This is a genomic window from Geodermatophilus sp. SYSU D00710, from assembly GCF_054050195.1.
On record NZ_JBJGYX010000086.1, the window covers coordinates 1 to 15,893 of the forward strand.

A 15,893-nucleotide genomic window follows, 5' to 3' on the forward strand; every position below is an offset into this window, starting at 1 on the left:
GGTTGAACCAGCGGGGCCCCGCCCGCCCCGTCGGCCCCCCCCCCGCCCCCGCCGCCCCCCCCCCCCCCCCCCCCCCCCCCCCCCCCCCCCCCCCCCCCGACGCCCCACGCGAGGTCGGGGACGGCGACCAGCGGCAGCAGCAGCGCCAGCCCGACTGCCGCCGCGGCGGCGGCGCGGGGCAGCACCGTGCCGGCGGCCGCGACCGCGCGGCGGGCGCCGAGCCCGGCGCCGACGGCCAGCGGCAGCGCCCACCAGGCGGCCCACTTCTGCCCGTCGCGCAGCAGGCCCGCGCCGGGCACCCCGGCGACGGCCGCCTCGAGCAGCGCCGCGGCGCCCGGCAGCACCCCGGCGAGGGCGAGCAGCAGGCCCGCGGCGCCGAGCACGAGCAGCCGGGTGCCGGCGCCGCGGCGCGCACCGCGGCCGGCCCAGCCGGCGACGGCGAGCCCGAGCAGCAGCGCGGTGGCCAGCGGGACCAGCGCCGACGCCCGGCTGTCGGGGACCGCCGCGCCGTTCCAGACGCCGCCGGTGCCGAGCACCGCGCCCACCGCGCCCGCCCAGTTCTCGCCGCGCGCGGCGAAGGCGGCCACGCCGGCCGGGTCGGAGGTGCCACCGGCGGGGCTGAGCGCCCCGGCGGCCACCCAGGGCGCCGACAGCAGCGCCACGGCACCCAGCCCGGCGGGCGCGCGCCGCAGGCCGGTGCCGGCGAGGACCGCGCCGGCGGCGAGCAGGCTGCCGGTGGGGGTGAGCGCGGCGGGCGCGACGGCGAGCACCAGCCGCGGCCACGCCCGCGGCTCGCCGGCGCGCAGCCGCAGGCCGGCGCGCACGATCCAGGGCAGCGCCGCCCAGCCGACCAGCAGCGCCCAGTGGCCGAGGAGCAGCCGCTCGGCCAGGTAGGGGCTCCAGCCGTAGACCAGCCCGGCGACCGCCCCGGCCAGGCCGCGCCGGCCGTCGGGCCCCGGGGGCACCAGCCGGGCGGCACCGAGCACCGCCGCCGCGACGGTCAGCAGCAGCACCGCCTTCTGCACCAGGTCCCCGGGGACGACGGCGGTGAGCAGCCCCATCGCGCCGTCGACCGGGACCGCCCGCGGCAGCGAGCCGCCCAGCCCGAGGGCGTCGAGGTCGGGGTCCTGGCGGGGCACCGAGACCATGTCGACGAGGTTCACGTGCCCGGCGGCCAGCGCGGGCGCGGTCACCAGCACGGCGACGGCCACGCCGAGCACCCGGGCCGGCCACGGCGAGCGGTCGGGGGCGACGGCGGAGTCCACGGAGCCGTCGAAGGCGCCCGTCACGCGTCCTCCTCCCGGCTCCCGGTCCCCGCACCGGGGCCCCCGCAGGGTAGGGCGGCCGCGTGACGCTGCCCCGCCCGCGGCACCCGGAGGGGGGAGCCGCGCGCGTCGCCGGGGCGGTCCCGGCCGCCGTGCTGTCCGGGGCGCTGCTGGCCGTCAGCGCGCTGTCCTACGTCGTCACGGTGCTCGCGGCGCGGCTGCTCAGCCCGGCCTCCTACGGCGAGCTGGCCGCGCTGCTCGGCGTCCTGCTCGTCGGCGTCGTGCCGGCCACGGGCCTGCAGACGGCGGCCGCGCTGCACCTGGGCGACCCGCGGTCGGGCCCGGCCGACGCCGCCGCCCGGCGCCTGCACGCCACCGCGCTGCTGGCCGCGGGCGCGGCCGGGCTCGTCGGCCTGGCCGCGGTGCTGCCGGTGGCCGCCCTGCTGCGGCTGCCCGACCCCACGCCGGCGGTGTGGATGGTGGCGGTGCTCGTGCCGCACACCCTGGTCGGCGCCTACGACGGGATCCTGCAGGGCACCGGCCGCTACGGGCGGCTCGCGGTCGTCGTGGCCGCGTTCGGGCTGCTCAAGGCCGGCGGTGCGGTGACCGGCCTGCTGCTCGGCGGCACGCCCGCGGCGGCGCTGGCGGGCATGGCGGCCGGCTGCGCGCTGGGGGCGCTGGTGTCGTGGGCCGGTTGCGGCCGGCCGGGGGTGTCCGGCGGCCTGCGCGGGCCGGCGCGGTCGACGCTGCGGGCGTCGGGCGCGCTGCTGGGCCTGGTGCTGCTGGTCAACCTCGACCTGCTGCTCGCCCGCCACCACCTGCCCGCGGCGCTGGCCGGCGAGTACGCGGTCGGCGCGGTGTTCGCCAAGGTCGCGTACTGGCTGCCCCAGGGCGTCGGCGTGGTCGTCCTCCCCCGGCTGGCCGACGCCGCCGGCCGGCGGCGGGCGCTGTCCTCGGCGCTGGCCGTCGTCGCCGCGGTCGGCGGGGCGCTCACGCTGGCCACCGCGGCCCTGGGCGCCGCCGCCCTGCCGCTGGTCGGCGGCGCCGCCTACGGCGCCCACCTGGACGGGTGGACCTGGGTGTTCGCCGCCTCGGGCACCGCCCTCGCGCTCGCCCAGCTGCTCCTCTACAACGGCATCGCCGCGGCCGACCGGGTCGCCGCGGCCGCGGTGTGGGGCGCCGTCGTGGTGGAGACCACCGTCGTCGGGGCGCTCGCGGCCGCCGGGTCGCTGTCGGTGCTGACCGTGGCCGCCACCGCGGCGGGGGCCGGCGCGCTGCTGGTCTCCGTCGGCCTGCTCCGGCTGCGGCGCGCCCCCGCCCCGCCGGCGGACCCGCCGGCCGAGGCGGAGGTCGCGGGCGCGACGGTCAGCGGCGCGCCGGTCGCAGTGCCAGCACCGCCAGCGCACCGGCCGCGCTGACGCCGCCGGCGGCCAGGGCGGCGGTGTCCCAGCCGGCGACCAGCCCGGCCGCGGTGCCCGCCGGGTCGCCGGCGGTGGCCAGCAGCACCACGAGGGTGACCCCGACGGCGGCGCCGAGGTAGCGCGCGGTGTTGTTGGCGCCGCTGCCCATGCCGGCCCGCTCCGGCGGCACGTGCGCCACCGCCTCGCGGCCCAGGGCGGCGTTGACCACGCCGTAGCCGACCCCGAGGACGACCAGCCCGGGCAGCAGCCGCAGCTCCGAGGAGCCCGCCTCGAGGACCGCGAGGGCGGCCAGTCCCGCCGCCGACACGGCGAGGCCGGCGGCCAGCAGCAGCCGGCCGTCGACCGCGGGGAGCCAGCGCACCCCGACCGAGGTCGCCGTGGCCACCGCCGACCAGACCAGCACGAGCACGGTGGTGGCGAGCAGGGTGGCGCCGAGGGCGCGCTGCAGCACCGTGGCGAGGAAGGACATCAGCCCGACCGTGGCCGCGCCGGTGACCAGGGCGCCCAGCAGCGCGGCGTCGAACCCGCGGACGCGGAACAGCCCGAGGTCGACCATCGGCGCGCGCACGCGGGACTCGGCGAGGACGAACCCGGCGGCCAGCAGCCCGCCGGCGGCCAGCAGCGCCGCCGTCGTCGCGGTGCCGGCGCCGGACCGCGGGGCGACCAGGCCGACGAGCAGGCAGGTGACCGCGGCGACCAGCAGCACCGGCCCGGCGACGTCGACCCGCGGCCGGCGCCCGCGCGGGGACTCCGGCAGCAGCAGCCGGGCGGCCACCGCCAGCAGCACGGCGACGACGGCGGTGGCGACGTGCGTGGCCCGCCAGCCGGTGTCGCCGTCGAGGAGCACCGCGGTCAGCCCGCCGACGCCGGTGCCCGCACCGATGGCCGCACCCCACACCGCCGCGGCCCGCGCCCGCGCCGGGCCCAGCGGGAAGACCTGGGCGATCAGGCCGAGCGAGCAGGCGAGCACCGCAGCACCGCCGACCCCCTCGGCCAGCCGCCCGGCGACGAAGACCCCGGTGCCCGTCGCCGCGCCCGACACCGCCGCGCCCGCGGCCACCAGCACCAGCCCGGCGGTGAAGACGCGCCGCCGGCCGAGGTCGTCGGCGGCCGCGCCGCTGACCAGCAGCGCCGCGGCCAGCCCGACGCTCATCGCCGAGAGCAGCCACGCCTGCCCGCCCGGGCCGGTGCCCAGCTCGCGCGCGGTGGCGACCGCGGTGGCCAGCGGGGTGACGAACGCGGCGAGCACCACCAGCGTGCTGGTGGCGACGACGGCCAGCGTCCGCGACTGCGGGGACGCCGCGTCGACGGCAGCGGGCGGACGGGACCGGACCGGGATGGACACGCACGCCCCCAGGGACTCGACGAACGTCGGTTGGATTCCCGAACCGACGCGGTCGACGGTAGCAGCCGCGCGCCTCCGGCGGGAGGGGCCGGCGGGGACGGCCGCGCATGGCCCGGACGGAGCGCGGGCAGGAGCAGCGGCGGGAGGCACCGTCCGGGTGCCGCAGGAACAGGGAGGAGCGCGCCGATGGCGTCCGTCATCCACTTCACGATCGCGACCGTCGCCGAGGAGAGCCCGGACTTCCGCCGGGTGCTGTGGACCGGCGAGAACACGCAGCTCGTCGTCATGACCATCCCGCCGGGCGGGGAGATCGGCGAGGAGGTCCACGAGGACATCGACCAGATCCTGACCTTCGTCAGCGGGGTCGGGGAGGCGAAGGTCGGCGGGGCCACCAGGAAGGTGGCGCAGGGCGACCTGGTCGTCGTCCCGGCCGGGACCAAGCACAACTTCCTCAACACCGGGCCCAACCCGCTGGTCCTCTACACCGTCTACGGCCCGCCGGAGCACGCCGACGGCGCGGTGCACCACACCAAGGAGGAGGCCGACGAGGCCGAGGAGTCGGGGCAGGACGAGCCGCCGTCCCAGGAGTGACCGCCCTCCCCGGTGCCTCCCGCACCCGCGCGGGGCACCGGGGACACTGGTCCGGTGACCGTCGTCGACGCCGCCACCACCGAGATCGCCGAGGCCCTGCGACGGGCCGGCATCGCCGACGTCGACGACTCGGGCCTGGCCCGGGCGCTGTACTCCTCCGACGGCTCGCTGTACCGGGTGCTGCCGCGCGCCGTCGTGCGCCCGCGGCACGCCGACGAGGTGGTCGCGGCACTGGAGGTGTGCCGCGAGCTCGGCGTGCCGCTGACCATGCGCGGGGCGGGCACCTCGATCGCCGGGAACGCCGTGGGCGCCGGCGTCGTCGTCGACACCAGCCGGTACCTCACCCGCGTGCACGCGATCGACCCCGAGGCGCGCACCGCCGTCGTCGACCCCGGCGTGGTGCAGGCCGCGCTGCAGGTCGCCGCCCGGCCGCACGGGCTGCGCTTCGGCCCCGACCCCAGCACCGCCAACCGCTGCACCGTCGGCGGGATGATCGGCAACAACGCCTGCGGCTCCCGCGCGCTGGGCTACGGCCGGACGTCGGACAACGTCGTCGGCCTCGACGTGGTCACCGGCACCGGGCAGCGGCTGCGGCTGTCCTCCGGGTCGGTCGTCGACGGCCTCGACGACCTCCGCATCCTGGTCGGCCGCGAGCTCGCCACCATCCGCACCGAGCTCGGCCGCTTCGGCCGGCAGGTGTCGGGCTACTCGCTGGAGCACCTGCTGCCCGAGCACGGCTTCGACGTCGCCCGCGCGCTGGTGGGCAGCGAGGGCACCCTCGCCCTCGTGCTCGGGGCCACCGTGCGGCTGGTCGCCGACGCCCCGCACCGCGGGCTGGTGGTCCTCGGCTACCCCTCGATGGCCGACGCCGCCGACGCCACGCCGGGGCTGCTGCGGCACGGGCCCACCGCGGTCGAGGGCCTCGACGAGCGGATCGTGCAGCGGCTGCGCGACGTGCCGGCCGCCGTCGTCCCCGACCTGCCCCGGGGCGCGGGCTGGCTGATCGTCGAGCTGACTGGCGACACGGTCGCCGAGGTGGCGGCGAAGGGGGCCGGCGTGGTCGCCGACGCGGGGGCGGTCGACGCGCTGGTGGTCACCGACGTCGCGCACGCCGCCGCGATCTGGCGGATCCGGGAGGACGGCGCCGGCCTGGCCGCGCGCACCTCCGACGGGCGGCCGGCGCACGCCGGCTGGGAGGACGCCGCCGTCCCGGTGACCTCGCTGGGCGCCTACCTCCGCGAGTTCGAGGCGCTGCTGGAGCAGCACGGGCTGCAGGGCGTGCCCTACGGCCACTTCGGCGACGGCTGCGTGCACGTGCGGATCGACTTCCCGTTCGGCCGGGAGCCCGACCGGGGCCGGGCCGCCTACCGGGCCTTCGTCACCGAGGCCGCCGCGCTGGTGGCCCGCTACGGCGGGTCGGTGTCGGGCGAGCACGGCGACGGCCGGGCCCGCAGCGAGCTGCTCGGCAGCATGTACTCCCCCGCCGCACTGGACCTGTTCGCGCAGGTCAAGGGCGTGTTCGACCCCGCCGACGTGCTCAACCCCGGCGTGCTGGTGCGCCCGGCACCGCTCGACGACGACGTCCGGGTGGCCGCCGCGCCGCGCCGCCGGGACGGGCTGGCGCTGGCCTACCGGCACGACGGCGGGGACCTGTCCAACGCCGTCCACCGCTGCACCGGCGTCGGCAAGTGCCGGGCCGAGCCCTCCGGCGTCGCGGTGATGTGCCCGTCGTGGCCGGCGACCCGGGAGGAGAAGGACACCACCCGCGGGCGGGCGCGGGTGCTGCAGGAGATGCTCGCCCCCGGCGGCCCGGTGCGGGACTGGCGCTCCCCGGAGGTGCACGCGGCGCTGGACCTGTGTCTGTCGTGCAAGGGCTGCTCGCGCGACTGCCCGACCGGTGTGGACATGGCCAGCTACAAGTCCGAGGTGCTGCACCAGTCCTACCGGCGGCGGCTGCGCCCGCGCTCGCACTACCTGCTGGGCCGGCTGCCGATGTGGGCCGACCTCGCCGCCCGGGCCCCGCGGCTGGTCAACGCGGTCACCGCCTCGCGGCTGGGTGGGCGGCTGGCCCGCTGGACCGCCGGGGTCGACCAGCGCCGCGACCTGCCGGCGTTCGCACGGCGCACCTTCCGGCAGGAGTGGACCCCCCGCCCCGGCGACGGCGCCCCGGTCGCGCTCTGGGTGGACTCGTTCACCGACCACTTCGCCCCGCAGGTGGCGCACGCGGCGGTGCGGGTGCTCGAGGCCGCCGGCTACACGGTGCAGCTGCCCGCCGACGACACCTGCTGCGGGCTGACCTGGACCACCACCGGCCAGCTCGACACCGCCAGGCGGATCCTCGGCGACACCGTGCGGCGGCTGGCACCGCTGGTCGACGCCGGGATCCCGGTCGTGGGGCTGGAGCCCTCGTGCACCGCGGCGCTGCGCAGCGACGCCGTCGAGCTGGTCGACGACGACGCCGCCGCGCGGGTCGCCGCGGGCACCCGGACGCTGGCCGAGCTGCTCACCGCGACCGAGGGCTGGGCGCCGCCGTCGCTGGCCGGCGTCGAGGTGGTCGCCCAGCCGCACTGCCACCACCACGCGGTCATGGGCTGGGCGACCGACGAGCGGCTGCTGCGGCGGGCCGGCGCGACGGTCACCCGGCTGGGCGGCTGCTGCGGGCTGGCCGGCAACTGGGGCGTGGAACGCGGGCACCACGACGTGTCGGTCGCGATCGCCGAGCAGCAGCTGCTGCCCGCGGTCCGCGCGGCCGGGCGCGACGCCGTCGTCCTGGCCGACGGGTTCTCCTGCCGGACCCAGCTCGACCAGCTGGCCGGCCGCCCCGGGCGCTCGCTCGCCGAGCTGCTGGCCGACGCTCTCGACGAGGCATAGGAAGCATTCCCCACGTCTCGGCCGCCGCGACATGGGGAATGCTTCCTATGCCGGCCCGGGGTCGGGAATGACCGAGAGCCGGCGGCGTTGCGGCCGGTCATGACGACCATCGGCATCATCGGCGCCGGCCACATCGGCACAGCGCTCGCCCAGGCGGCCACCGACGCGGGCTACGACGTCGTGTTGGCCAACTCCCGCGGCCCCGAGACGCTGACCGACCTGGTGGAGTCCATCGGGGCGCGGCCGTCCCGGCGGGGCTCGGTGCGGGCGGCGACCGCGGCCGAGGCCGGGGCCGCCGGCGACCTGGTGGTGGTGACCGTGCCGCTCAAGGCGATCGGGGACATCCCGGTCGAGCCGCTGGCGGGCAAGGTCGTGCTCGACACCAACAACTACTACCCGGAGCGCGACGGGCACGTCGCCGAGCTGGACGACGGGTCCACGACCAGCTCGGAGCTGCTGCAGGCGCGCCTGCCCACGTCACGGGTGGTCAAGGCCTTCAACCACGTCCTCGCCGCGCACATCACCGCCCGGCGCAGCGCGCCCGGCACGCCGAACCGGCGGGCCGTCGCGATCGCCGGGGACGACGCCTCGGCCCGGGAGTCGGCCGCCTCGCTCATCGACGACCTCGGCTTCGACGTGGTCGACCTCGGCCCGCTGGCCGAGGGCTGGCGCGTGCAGCCCGGTACCCCCGGCTACGGCCCCGACCTCGACGCCGCCGGCATGCGCGGGGCGACAGCGGAGGCCGCCCGGACCGCGTGAGCGCGGCCTAAGCGGCGCGGCGGGCCAGGCGGTCGCGGGCGGCGGCGAGCACGGTCGGCGCCAGTGCGGCGGCGATCCGGGCGTAGCCGGCCGAGGACGGGTGGAACCGGTCGGCGGAGAACATCGCCGGGTCGGCGGTGAAGGCCCGGCCGACCTCGGCAGCCACCGGCGCGACGACGGCGCCGTGCGCTCGGGTGACGGCGGCCTGGCGCTGCTGCAGCACCGCGCACGCGGCCTGCACGGCGGGCCGGAACGCCGGCGGGACGAACGGCACGCTCGACATGTCCGGCGCCGGCACCACCACGACGTCGGTACCGGCGGCGCGCAGGTCGGCCACGGCGGCGCCGAGCGCGGCGGTGGCCGCGTCGACCGGCACGAACCGGGCGAGGTCGTTCGCCCCGATCACCACGACCGCGAGGTCGGCGCCGAGCGGCGCGGCCCGGCGCACCTGGGCGGCGAGGTCGCGGGAGACCGCGCCCGGGACGGCGAGGACGGTGAGGTCGGTGGCGATGCCCTCGTCGCGCAGCGCCCGCGCCAGGCGCGGGCCGGGGCCGTCCTCGACGCGGGCGGCCCCGGTGCCGAAACCGATGGAGTCGCCGAGGACGACGAGGCGGAGGGGAGCGGTCACGCCGGGTACAACGCCGGCGGCCCGGGCGCTCTGCCCGCCGGTCCCACGACCGGCCGTGACCCGCGCCACCCGGCCCCGGCCGCAGGGGCCCGCGCGGCTGCCAGGATGCCCGCGTGGTGGAACTCGAGGAGACCCTGCTGCCCGGCATCGGCGTGCGCTACGGACTCACGACGCGCGCCGGTGACCGCCTCGCCGTCGTCGTGCAGCGGGAGGGCGGCATCGAGGTCTCCGTGTACGACCGTCGCGACCCCGACCGCACCCGGGGCGTCATCCGGCTCGACGCGGACGAGACCGGGGTCCTCGCCGAGCTGCTCGGCGCCCCCCGCCTGACGCAGCGCTTCGTGGACCTGTCCCGGGAGGTCCCGGGGCTCGAGTCCGGCCGCTTCACGGTGCGGCCCGGGTCGCCCTTCGAGAACCGCCCGCTGGGCGAGACCCGCGCCCGCACGCTGACCGGCTGCTCGGTCGTCGCCCTGGTCCGCGAGAGCGACGTCGTCACCTCGCCCGGGCCGGCGGACGTGCTGCACGCGGGCGACGTCCTGGTCGCCATCGGGTCGGCCGCCGGCCTCGGGCAGCTGGCCGCCCGGCTCGACGGCGAGACCCGGGCCTGAGGAGTGCACGGCACCGAGGCGCTGCTGGTCGAGCTGGGGCTCCTCTTCCTCGGCCTGGCCGCCCTCGGTCTGCTGGCCCGCCGGCTGGACCTCTCCCCGATCCCGTTCGTGCTCGTGGCCGCCCTGGCCGTCGGCGAGGGCGGCATCGTCCCGTTGACGACGGCCACGCCGTTCATCGAGGCCGCGGCCGAGATCGGCGTGGTCCTGCTGCTGCTCGCCCTCGGCCTGGAGTTCTCCCCGGACGAGCTGTTCACCTCGCTGCGCCACCACGGCCGCTCCGGCCTCGTGGACCTGCTGCTCAACGCGCCGCCCGGGCTGGTGGCCGGCCTGCTCCTGGGCCTGCCGTGGGAGGGGGCGCTCGCCCTGGCGGGCATCACCTACATCTCGTCCTCGGGCATCGTGGCGCGGCTGCTGGCCGACCTGGGCCGGCTGGCCAACCGCGAGACGCCGGCTGTGCTGTCGGTGCTGGTCCTCGAGGACCTCGCGATGGCGCTGGTCCTGCCGCTGCTGGCGGTGGCCCTGGCCGGGGGCGGCCCGGTGGCGGCCGCCGGCGGGCTGGCGCTGGCGGCCGGCACGGTCGTGCTGGTCCTGGCCGCCGCCCGTCGGCACGGGCACCACCTCGGGCGGCTGCTGTCCTCGCCCGACGACGAGCAGGTGCTGCTGCGCCTGGTCGGACTGACCCTGCTGGTGGCCGGCGCGGCCCAGGCGCTGGGCGTCTCGGCCGCCGTCGGCGCCTTCCTCGTCGGGCTGGCCCTGCCCTCGCCCTTCGCGGAGCGGGTACGGCGGATCCTCACGCCGCTGCGCGACCTGTTCGCGGCCACCTTCTTCGTGGCCTTCGGGCTGGCCACCGACCCCGCCGATGTCGTCCCGGTCCTCCCGGCCGCGCTGCTGCTGGGCGGCGTGACCGCGGCGACCAAGATCGCGACGGGGTGGTACGCCGCCCGCCGGGACGGCGTCGCGGTCCCCGGTCGCTGGCGGGCCGGGACCGCGCTGGTCGCCCGCGGGGAGTTCTCGGTGGTGATCGCCGGCCTGGCCGTGGCGGCGGGGGTGCCGGCCCTCGGCCCGCTGGCCACCGCGTACGTGCTGCTGCTCGCCGTCGCCGGTCCGCTGCTGACCCGGCTGGTCGAGCCCCGGCCGGCGCGTCCGGAGCGCCCGGCGGCCGCCTGAGGGGCGCCCCGACGCGACGGGGCCCGGCCGGGAGTCCTCCCGGCCGGGCCCCGTGGTGAGGTGCGGAGTCCTCAGTCAGGCCTTGGGGCCGCCCGCGGCGTAGACGACCTGGCCGGAGACGAAGCCGGCGCCCTCGCTGACGAAGAAGGACACCAGGTGGGCGATGTCCTCGGGCTGACCCACGCGCTGCACCGGGATCTCCTTGGCGGCGTAGGCGATGAAGTCGTCGAACCCGATGCCCATCCGCTCGGCGGTGGCCTTGGTCATCTCGGTCTGGATGAAGCCGGGGGCGATGGCGTTGGCGGTGACGCCGAACTTGCCCAGCTCGATGGCGAGGGTCTTGGTGAAGCCCTGCAGACCGGCCTTGGCCGTCGAGTAGTTGGCCTGGCCGCGGTTGCCCAGCGCCGAGGTCGACGACAGGTTCACGACCCGGCCCCACTTCGCGTCGACCATGTGCTTCTGGCACGCGCGGGTCATGAGGAACGAGCCGCGCAGGTGCACGTTCATGACGACGTCCCAGTCGACCTCGGTCATCTTGAACAGCATGTTGTCGCGGGTGACGCCGGCGTTGTTCACCAGCACGACGGGGGCACCGAGCTCGGCGGCGATGCGGTCGACGGCGGCCTGCACCTGCTCGGCGTCGCTGACGTCGGCACCGACGCCCAGCGCCCGGCCACCGGCGGCCTCGATCTCCTGGACGGTGTCCTTGGTGGCCGCCTCGTCGAGGTCGAGCACGGCCACGGCGAAGCCGTCGGCGGCCAGCCGCTTGGCGGTCGCGGCGCCGATGCCGCGCGCCGCGCCGGTCACGATGGCGACGCGGGGGGTCCCCTCGCTCATTGCAGTTCCTCTCGCTGGTGGCGGCGGCGTCGGTGCCGGCCGTCCTCGTGGGGGCCACCGGCCCCCACCGGGGGGTGGCCCACGCTGCGACGGACACGTTACGTCGGGCGCGAGGCGCTCCCGACGGCGGTCCGGCGGCGTGTCAGGGCCAGATCGAGGCGACGATGATCGCGGCGACCGACAGCTGCGCGGCGCCGCTGACGAGGGCCGCGGGGTGCAGGCCGACCTCGGTCACCAGGTGCCCGAGCTTCCCCGGGGTGATCAGGTCGAGGCCGACGAAGGCGATCGCCTGCAGGACCACGCCGAGCAGGCCGAACACCACGGTGTAGAGCAGCGCCTGGCCGAACCCGGCCGTGGCGTTGGTCCAGATGGTGGTGAAGGTGATCGCGCCCTGGGCGAGGAACCCGGCGGCGAGGACGACCCCCGCACTCACCGACCTGTCCTCGTAGATGTGCCGGCCGAGGTGGCCGGGGGTGAGCAGGTCGAGGACGAGGTAGCCCACGGCCAGCAGCACGAGGCCGACAGCGGTGTAGGCGACGGCGTAGCCGATGCTGGCCAGCACGGGCGGGACCTCCGGGGACGGACGACGGGGCGGACGGCCGTCAAGGTCTACCGCACCGCTCCCCCGGCCCGCGCACGGCGGGCCTCAGCCGGTGGCCCGTGTCCGTCGGCCCGGACGACGTCGACCCGGTCGAACCCCTCCGCCGTCGACGGCGGGACCAGCCGGGCGCGGGTGGCGTGCACCCCGACCAGGGGGACCCGCGACCGCCCCTCGCGGGCGTCGTTGCGGGCCAGGCAGGTCTCGAGCGGGGTGTCCAGCCAGACGGCCCGCACGGGGACGCCGGCGGTGCGGGCCGCGGCCACCAGGGCGGCCCGCTCGGCCGGGGACGGGTTGGTGTTGTCGACGACGACGCTGCGCCCGGCGGCGAGCAGCTCGGCCACCACCCGCTGCTGCCGCGCCTCCCGCCGTCGCGCCCGCGGCCAGTGGTCCTTGCTGACCACCGCGTGCGTCGCCGCCAGGTGCTCCCGGACGTACGAGGACTTGCCCGCCCCCTGCAGCCCCACCAGCACGACCAGCTCCCGGTCGCCGGTCGGGGCAGCGGGGTCCTTCCTCAAGCGGTGCGGCGCAGCGGGGTCACCGGCTCGTCGTCGTCGAGCCCGGGACGGGCCGCCGGGTGCTCGACGAGCGCGAGCACGCGCCCGGACATGAACCGCGCGGTGCGCACGGGCGTGCCGCCGCGGGTGGTCTCGGTGACCTCCACCAGGCCGCGGCCGTGGGTCACGTCGACCCGCCGTCCGGCCCGGGTGGCCTCGATCTCGTAGGTGCGGGTGCCGCCACCGGCGTCGATGACGACCTCGACACGATCACCCTTCACAGGGTCCTCCTCGGGGTCTCGCCGGACACTGCGCCCGACGTGTGGACAACGTCCCGCAGACCCCTGACATTCCGGGAAAGGGCAGCTCAGTCCGGGTGTCCGCGCCGTCCGGGCCAGTGCGGGTGCAGCGTCCGGACCGACGCCAGGGCCGCCCGCCGGGCCTGCGCGCGCTGGCGGGCGCGGCTGGTCCGCGGCGCCCTGGGCTCCTCCCGCAGCAGCGCGTCGAGCCAGTGCCCGCGCGGGTCGACGTCGACCAGCAGGGCCTTGACCAGCAGGGTGAGCGGGATGGCCAGCAGCGCTCCCAGCGCCCCGAGCACCCAGCCCCAGAACAGCAGGGCGAGGAAGGTGACCGTCATCGACAGGCCGACCGAGTCACCGACGAAGCGCGGCTGGACCAGCGTCTGGACGACGAAGTTCAGCAGCGCGTAGACGCCCAGGATGATCCAGAACTCGGGCCAGCCGCCGTCGAGCAGGCCCAGCAGCGCCGGCGGGATCACCCCGAGGACGAACCCGATGTTGGGCACGTAGTTGGTGATGAACGACAGCAGCCCCCACAGCACCGGCATCGGCACGTCGAGGACGGCCAGCGCGATCGTGTCACCGACCGCGACGATCGCGCCGAACACGGTGCTCACCAGCAGGTAGGACCGGGTCCCGCGGGCGAACAGGCCCAGCGCGATGGGCAGGTGCGGCCGCTCCTCGGCCACCAGCGCCAGCCGGCGGCCGAAGCCGCCGGACTCGATGGCGAGGAAGACCATCGCCGAGAGCAGCAGCACCAGGGTGCTGGCCGTGTCGGTGACCCGGGCGAGCAGGCCGGTGGCCAGCCCCACGAGCTGGCCGTAGTCGAACCGGTCGACGAGGTCCTGGATCTGCGTCGAGGACAGCCCCGCCTCGTCCAGCCGCCGCACCGTGTCGTCGAGCAGCACGGCGAACTGCGGGGCGTAGTCCGGCAGGAGGACGGCGAACTGCGCGATCGCCACCACCAGCAGCGAGCCCAGCCCGAGCAGGACGCCCCAGACGAGCACGAGCAGGACGGTGGCCGCGGCCCAGCGCGGCACCCCGTGGCGCAGCAGCCAGCGCTGCACCGGCATCAGCGCGACGACGACCACCAGCGCCAGCAGCACCGGCGCGACGAGCCAGGCGATCTCCCGCACCCCGGCGACGGCGATGGTGGCGGCCGCGGCGCCGACGAGCAGCACCAGCCAGCGGGGCAGCCCGCCGGTCGGCGCCGGGGCTGCCGCCGGCCCGACGCCGACCGGGGGCACCTCGACGGCGGGAGCCGGGGCGTCGGCCGGCGTGGCCGCGTCGGGGGCCTCCTCGTCGAACGGCGTCACCGGGGGGCTCCCCGCCCGCGCCCGCCCCGGACCCGGGCCGGGCACGTGCTGCCGAGTGGCCATGCAGCTCCCTTCCCCCGTCCGGCGCCCCTGCGGGTGCCCAGGGTGTCACGGCGCACACCGGACGCCGGGACGGGCGTCGGAGGGTGTCGCGCGCCGGCCGCGCTCACCCCCGCGCGGCGGAGCCCAGGTCGGCCAGCGCGAGGACCCGCCGCCAGGCGTCCCGGCACGCCTCCTGCCACTCGGCCGCGGCCCGGTCGGAGAACGAGTGCGGCGCGCCGTCGTAGACCGCGGTCTCCACCTCGGCCCCGGCGGCGCGCATCGTCGCGGCGGGCGCGAGCTGCTCGGCCACCGGGGCGACCGCGCCGGCGCCGGCGCCGGCGACCAGCAGCAGCGTCGGACGGAGGTGCGGGACGCGGCGTCGCCCACCAGGACCGGCCGGCCGTAGGAGCCCACGCAGGCGGCGACGTCGAGGTCGCCGCCGGACTGCCGCCACGAGTGGCTGCCGCCGGAGCAGGACCCGACGGTGACCACCGGCAGGTCCGGGCGGGTGCGTCGGCGCAGCTCGGCGACCGCGGCGGCGAGGTCGGCGTCGACCCCGGCCGGCGTGCTCCGCGGCGGTGCGGGTGGCCGGGCCCCGGGGTCGTGGCACCTGCCGTCGTCGCGCCCGTCTCCGGCGGTCAGTCGGCGTCGCTGGGGACCGCGGCCTCCGGCCGCCCGCCGAAGACGCCCGCGGCCACCTCGCGGCGGGCGTCGGTGAGCCACTCGTACTGGTGGTGGGCCTGGTCGATGAGGCGGTCGAGCTCGGCGCGGTCGAGCCGGCCGTCGACCTCGCTGACGATCCGCAGGGTCTCGAAGCCGCTGCGCTTGGCGCGCACCGCCGAGGCCAGGAACTCGAACTCGACGAGGTCCGACAGCGGCGAGCGGGACAGCAGCCGCCCGTTGAGCTTCGCGCGGGTCACCTTCTCGGCGACCCACACGCCGAGCTGCTTGTACTGCCGCACCGGCACGCCCAGGGCGGCCGCCACCCGCAGCAGCGACGCGCGCTCCTCGAACAGCTCACCGCGCAGCTGCTCGAGCGGCTGCTGCCAGCGGCTGCCGCGGTGGACGCCGATCATGCGGCCGACCAGCTCGATGCCGCCGGTGGCCGCGGCCAGGTGGTCGTTGAGGTAGATGCCGAGGAGCTCGGCGTTGCGCTGGGGCTCGGGCACGGCGGGCCTCCTCGGGGGCGTTCCGGACGGTTCATCCTCGCCGACCGCCGCTGCAGCGCGCGCGGCGGCGTCCCCCGTGCGGGCGGTCAGCCCGCGGCGCGGGCGAGCAGCCGGGCAGCGGCGGGCCGCAGCTCGCACTCGAGGTCGAGGCCGCCGGCGGCCAGCCGCTGCGCCACGGCCTGCCGGGAGACGCCCAGCGCCGCGGCGGCCGCTCCCCGGGTGGCGCCGCCGGCCACGAGGTCGACCGCGGCCCAGGCCGCGGGGCTGCGCCGGGTGAGCAGGACCGCCAGTGCGGTGAGCACCGCCTGCGCGTCGGCCGCCGCCTCGGGGTCGGCGCCGCGCACGGCCAGCCGGGCCGGCCGCCGGGAGGCCGCCTCGAGCGCCCGCCGCGCGGCGAGCGCGACCGGCGCGGGGGCGGCGGGGGGGGCGGCGGCCACCCAACGCCACACCCCCGCCGCCCCCACGGCCCAGCACGACTCG

15 protein-coding genes and 2 pseudogenes are annotated in these 15,893 nt (G+C 78.1%); 6 read left to right on the top strand and 11 right to left on the bottom strand.

Going from position 1 to position 15,893, the window contains the following annotated elements; genetic code table 11:
• A pseudogene (locus tag ACI78U_RS23520) lies at window positions 1-1,289 on the bottom strand (hypothetical protein); the annotation flags it as partial.
• Window positions 1,290-1,348: 59 nt separating this feature from the next.
• On the opposite strand from ACI78U_RS23520, the gene ACI78U_RS23525 reads away from it, so the two are divergent.
• A complete protein-coding gene (locus ACI78U_RS23525) occupies window positions 1,349-2,683 on the top strand; it encodes a hypothetical protein (RefSeq protein WP_456877826.1) in 1,335 nt (444 codons plus the stop codon).
• Here the strand turns inward: ACI78U_RS23525 and ACI78U_RS23530 are convergent.
• Complete coding sequence (locus tag ACI78U_RS23530; protein WP_456877827.1) at window positions 2,631-4,031, bottom strand: MFS transporter; 1,401 nt, start codon at window positions 4,029-4,031, stop codon at window positions 2,631-2,633. The genes ACI78U_RS23525 and ACI78U_RS23530 overlap by 53 nt on opposite strands.
• Window positions 4,032-4,217: 186 nt before the next feature.
• Here ACI78U_RS23530 and ACI78U_RS23535 point away from each other — a divergent pair, with 186 nt between their 5' ends.
• The 3 genes from ACI78U_RS23535 to ACI78U_RS23545 all read left to right on the top strand — a co-directional run bounded on the left by ACI78U_RS23535 (window position 4,218) and on the right by ACI78U_RS23545 (window position 8,252).
• Window positions 4,218-4,622, top strand: a complete 405-nt coding sequence (locus ACI78U_RS23535; protein WP_456877828.1) for a cupin domain-containing protein — start codon at window positions 4,218-4,220, stop codon at window positions 4,620-4,622.
• Window positions 4,623-4,676: 54 nt separating this feature from the next.
• Window positions 4,677-7,493, top strand: a complete 2,817-nt coding sequence (locus ACI78U_RS23540; RefSeq protein WP_456877829.1) for an FAD-binding and (Fe-S)-binding domain-containing protein — start codon at window positions 4,677-4,679, stop codon at window positions 7,491-7,493.
• 99 nt (window positions 7,494-7,592) lie between these two features.
• Entirely contained in the window at window positions 7,593-8,252 is a 660-nt protein-coding gene (locus ACI78U_RS23545; RefSeq protein WP_456877830.1) for an NADPH-dependent F420 reductase, read from the top strand.
• Window positions 8,253-8,259: 7 nt separating this feature from the next.
• On the opposite strand, the gene ACI78U_RS23550 is transcribed toward ACI78U_RS23545, so the two are convergent.
• A complete protein-coding gene (locus tag ACI78U_RS23550) occupies window positions 8,260-8,880 on the bottom strand; it encodes a GDSL-type esterase/lipase family protein (RefSeq protein WP_456877831.1) in 621 nt (206 codons plus the stop codon).
• A 113-nt stretch (window positions 8,881-8,993) separates the two neighbouring features.
• On the opposite strand from ACI78U_RS23550, the gene ACI78U_RS23555 reads away from it, so the two are divergent.
• Both ACI78U_RS23555 and ACI78U_RS23560 read left to right on the top strand, forming a co-directional pair.
• Window positions 8,994-9,488 (top strand): cation:proton antiporter regulatory subunit, encoded by a 495-nt coding sequence (locus tag ACI78U_RS23555; protein WP_456877832.1) that lies wholly within the window; start codon window positions 8,994-8,996, stop codon window positions 9,486-9,488.
• 3 nt (window positions 9,489-9,491) lie between these two features.
• Entirely contained in the window at window positions 9,492-10,655 is a 1,164-nt protein-coding gene (locus tag ACI78U_RS23560; RefSeq protein WP_456877833.1) for a cation:proton antiporter, read from the top strand.
• 75 nt (window positions 10,656-10,730) lie between these two features.
• On the opposite strand, the gene fabG is transcribed toward ACI78U_RS23560, so the two are convergent.
• The 8 genes and pseudogenes from fabG to ACI78U_RS23600 all read right to left on the bottom strand — a co-directional run.
• Window positions 10,731-11,492: a 3-oxoacyl-ACP reductase FabG gene (fabG, locus tag ACI78U_RS23565; protein WP_456877834.1), complete on the bottom strand. Its 762-nt coding sequence runs from the start codon at window positions 11,490-11,492 to the stop codon at window positions 10,731-10,733.
• 142 nt (window positions 11,493-11,634) lie between these two features.
• Entirely contained in the window at window positions 11,635-12,054 is a 420-nt protein-coding gene (locus ACI78U_RS23570) for a DUF350 domain-containing protein (RefSeq protein ID WP_456877835.1), read from the bottom strand.
• 47 nt (window positions 12,055-12,101) lie between these two features.
• Window positions 12,102-12,608 (bottom strand): AAA family ATPase, encoded by a 507-nt coding sequence (locus ACI78U_RS23575; RefSeq protein ID WP_456877836.1) that lies wholly within the window; start codon window positions 12,606-12,608, stop codon window positions 12,102-12,104.
• A complete protein-coding gene (locus ACI78U_RS23580; protein WP_456877837.1) occupies window positions 12,605-12,868 on the bottom strand; it encodes a hypothetical protein in 264 nt (87 codons plus the stop codon). Before ACI78U_RS23580 ends, ACI78U_RS23575 begins: the two co-directional genes overlap by 4 nt.
• Before the next feature lie 86 nt (window positions 12,869-12,954).
• The gene (locus ACI78U_RS23585; RefSeq protein ID WP_456877838.1) at window positions 12,955-14,202 is read right to left on the bottom strand and encodes an AI-2E family transporter; all 1,248 of its coding nucleotides are present in this window, start codon (window positions 14,200-14,202) and stop codon (window positions 12,955-12,957) included.
• Between the two features lie 166 nt (window positions 14,203-14,368).
• A complete protein-coding gene (locus ACI78U_RS23590) occupies window positions 14,369-14,554 on the bottom strand; it encodes a dienelactone hydrolase family protein (protein WP_456877839.1) in 186 nt (61 codons plus the stop codon).
• A 328-nt stretch (window positions 14,555-14,882) separates the two neighbouring features.
• The gene (locus ACI78U_RS23595) at window positions 14,883-15,413 is read right to left on the bottom strand and encodes a hypothetical protein (RefSeq protein WP_456877840.1); all 531 of its coding nucleotides are present in this window, start codon (window positions 15,411-15,413) and stop codon (window positions 14,883-14,885) included.
• A gap of 86 nt (window positions 15,414-15,499) precedes the next feature.
• Window positions 15,500-15,893 (bottom strand): annotated as a pseudogene (locus ACI78U_RS23600) (hypothetical protein); the annotation flags it as partial.